Annotated in this window: 2 rRNA genes; both read left to right on the top strand. The window is 49.1% G+C overall.

From position 1 onward, the window contains the following. Nucleotides 1-109 precede the first annotated feature (109 nt). A 23S ribosomal RNA gene (locus tag F5ESL0263_RS08640) occupies nt 110-3,017 on the top strand. 83 nt (nt 3,018-3,100) lie between these two features. Next, nucleotides 3,101-3,217 (top strand): 5S ribosomal RNA (gene rrf / locus F5ESL0263_RS08635). Nucleotides 3,218-3,220: the final 3 nt, after the last annotated feature.

Below are 3,220 nucleotides of genomic sequence, written 5' to 3'. Positions count from 1 at the left end.
TAGTACATTGAAAACTGAATATAATCCAAGAAAAACCGAGAAACAATCAAAGAGAACAGATTGCAAGAGCGACCGAGAGAGTTCGAAAAGAACGAATGACTTAAGGATAGGTCAAGAAAAGAAGGGCGCACGGTGAATGCCTAGGCACAATAAGGCGAAGAAGGACGTGACGAACCACGAAAGGCTTCGGGGAGCAGTAAGTACGCAATGATCCGGAGATTTCCGAATGGGGGAACCCAATGCAGCGATGCATTACTATATACTGAATAGATAGGTATATAGGGCAAGACGCAGTGAACTGAAACATCTAAGTAGCTGCAGGAAGAGAAAGAAAAATCGATTTCCCAAGTAGCGGCGAGCGAAACGGAAAGAGCCCAAACCATATGATTTATCATATGGGGTTGTAGGACTGCAATAAGGTAGTAAGGCGGATAGCAGAATTATCTGGGAAGGTAAGCCAGAGAGGGTGAGAGCCCCGTAAGCGAAATCCAAGAGACGCCGAGCAGAATCCTGAGTAGGTCGGGACACGAGGAATCCCGATTGAAGCAGCGAGGACCATCTCGCAAGGCTAAATACTAAATTGTGACCGATAGTGAACCAGTACCGTGAGGGAAAGGTGAAAAGAACCCCGGAAGGGGAGTGAAAGAGAACCTGAAACCGTGTGCCTACAAGTAGTCAAAGCCCATTAAAGGGTGATGGCGTGCCTTTTGTAGAATGAACCGGCGAGTTACGTTAATTAGCGAGGTTAAGTCAGAAAAGACGGAGCCGGAGCGAAAGCGAGTCTGAAAAGGGCGAGATAGTTAGTTGATGTAGACCCGAAACCAAGTGACCTACCCATGACCAGGTTGAAGGTGCGGTAAAACGCACTGGAGGACCGAACCCACGTAAGTTAAAAATTGCGGGGATGAGTTGTGGGTAGCGGTGAAATTCCAAACGAACTTGGAGATAGCTGGTTCTCTCCGAAATAGCTTTAGGGCTAGCCTGGTGCGAGGATGATAATGGAGGTAGAGCTCTGTTTGGATGAGGGGCCCATCAAGGGTTACTGAGTTCAGATAAACTGCGAATTCCATATATCAAAGCACTGGAGTCAGACTGCGAGTGATAAGATCCGTAGTCGAAAGGGAAACAGCCCAGATCACCAGTTAAGGTCCCAAAATCTATGCTAAGTGGAAAAGGATGTGGAGTTGCGTAGACAACTAGGATGTTGGCTTAGAAGCAGCCATCATTAAAAGAGTGCGTAATAGCTCACTAGTCGAGTGACGCTGCGCCGAAAATTTACCGGGGCTAAGCATAGTACCGAAACTGTGGATGTGTAGTAATACACGTGGTAGGAGAGCGTTCTAAGTGCGGTGAAGCTTAATCGAGAGGATAAGTGGAGCGCTTAGAAGTGAGAATGCCGGTATGAGTAGCGCAAGATAGGTGAGAATCCTATCCGCCGAAAGACTAAGGTTTCCTGGGGCAGGCTCGTCCGCCCAGGGTAAGTCGGGACCTAAGGCGAGGCCGAAAGGCGTAGTCGATGGACAACAGGTAGAAATTCCTGTACTGCGTTAGATCGTTAATAACGAAGGAGGGACGCAGGAGGCAAAGAACGCATGGTGTTGGATATCCATGTTTAAGCAATAAGTGTAGATAAGAGTCAAATGCTTCTATCTAAAAAGCACAAGTTGTGATGAGGAGCGAAATTAAAGTAGCGAAGGTTCAAGAGTCACACTGCCAAGAAAAGCTTCTAGTGAGAGCTAACGTACCCGTACCGCAAACCGACACAGGTAGTCGAGTGGAGAACACTAAGGTGAGCGAGAGAACTCTCGTTAAGGAACTCGGCAAAATAGCCCCGTAACTTCGGGAGAAGGGGTGCTGGTGTAACAGCCAGCCGCAGTGAATAGGCCCAAACAACTGTTTATCAAAAACACAGGTCTCTGCAAAGTCGAAAGACGACGTATAGGGGCTGACACCTGCCCGGTGCTGGAAGGTTAAGGAGAGTTGTAAGCGTAAGCGAAGCAACGAACTGAAGCCCCAGTAAACGGCGGCCGTAACTATAACGGTCCTAAGGTAGCGAAATTCCTTGTCGGGTAAGTTCCGACCTGCACGAAAGGTGTAATGATTTGGGCACTGTCTCAACGAGAGACTCGGTGAAATTATAATACCCGTGAAGATGCGGGTTACCCGCGACAGGACGGAAAGACCCCATGGAGCTTTACTGCAATTTGATATTGAGTAGCTGTTAAACATGTACAGGATAGGTAGGAGCCAGAGAAGATAGCACGCCAGTGTTATCAGAGGCAATGTTGGGATACTACCCTTGTTTGATGGCTGCTCTAACCAGGACCTCTAAGCGAGGTATGGGACAGTGTCTGATGGGCAGTTTGACTGGGGCGGTCGCCTCCTAAAGAGTAACGGAGGCGCCCAAAGGTTCCCTCAGAATGGTTGGAAATCATTCACAGAGTGTAAAGGTATAAGGGAGCTTGACTGCGAGAGCGACAACTCGAGCAGGGACGAAAGTCGGGCTTAGTGATCTGGTGGTACCGCATGGAAGGGCCATCACTCAACGGATAAAAGCTACCCTGGGGATAACAGGCTTATCTCCCCCAAGAGTTCACATCGACGGGGAGGTTTGGCACCTCGATGTCGGCTCGTCGCATCCTGGGGCTGAAGTAGGTCCCAAGGGTTGGGCTGTTCGCCCATTAAAGCGGCACGCGAGCTGGGTTCAGAACGTCGTGAGACAGTTCGGTCCCTATCCGTCGTGGGCGTTGGAAATTTGAGAGGAGCTGTCCTTAGTACGAGAGGACCGGGATGGACATACCGCTGGTGTACCAGTTGTCTTGCCAAAGGCATAGCTGGGTAGCTAAGTATGGAAGGGATAAGCGCTGAAAGCATCTAAGTGCGAAGCCCCCCTCAAGATGAGATTTCCCATACGAAAGTAGTAAGACACCTCAAAGACTAAGAGGTAGATAGGCTAGGAGTGGAAGAGCCGTGAGGTTTGGAGCGGACTAGTACTAATCAGTCGAGGACTTGACCACAAGCTTGAGCGATCTGGGAGAGCGGATTGGTTTTTCAAGAGGATTATATTTAGTTTTGAGTGTAAAAGCTCAAAGGAAAAAAGTACGGTGGCAATAGCAAGAAGGAAACACCTGTAACCATGCCGAACACAGCAGTTAAGCTTCTTCACGCCGAGAGTAGTTGGTGGGAGACTGCCTGCGAGGGTAGGACGCTGCCGTGCTTT

The sequence above is a fragment of the Lactobacillus sp. ESL0263 genome (assembly GCF_003692845.1).
GTDB lineage: Bacteria > Bacillota > Bacilli > Lactobacillales > Lactobacillaceae > Lactobacillus > Lactobacillus apis.
This window is presented reverse-complemented; position numbering and strand designations above follow the sequence as displayed.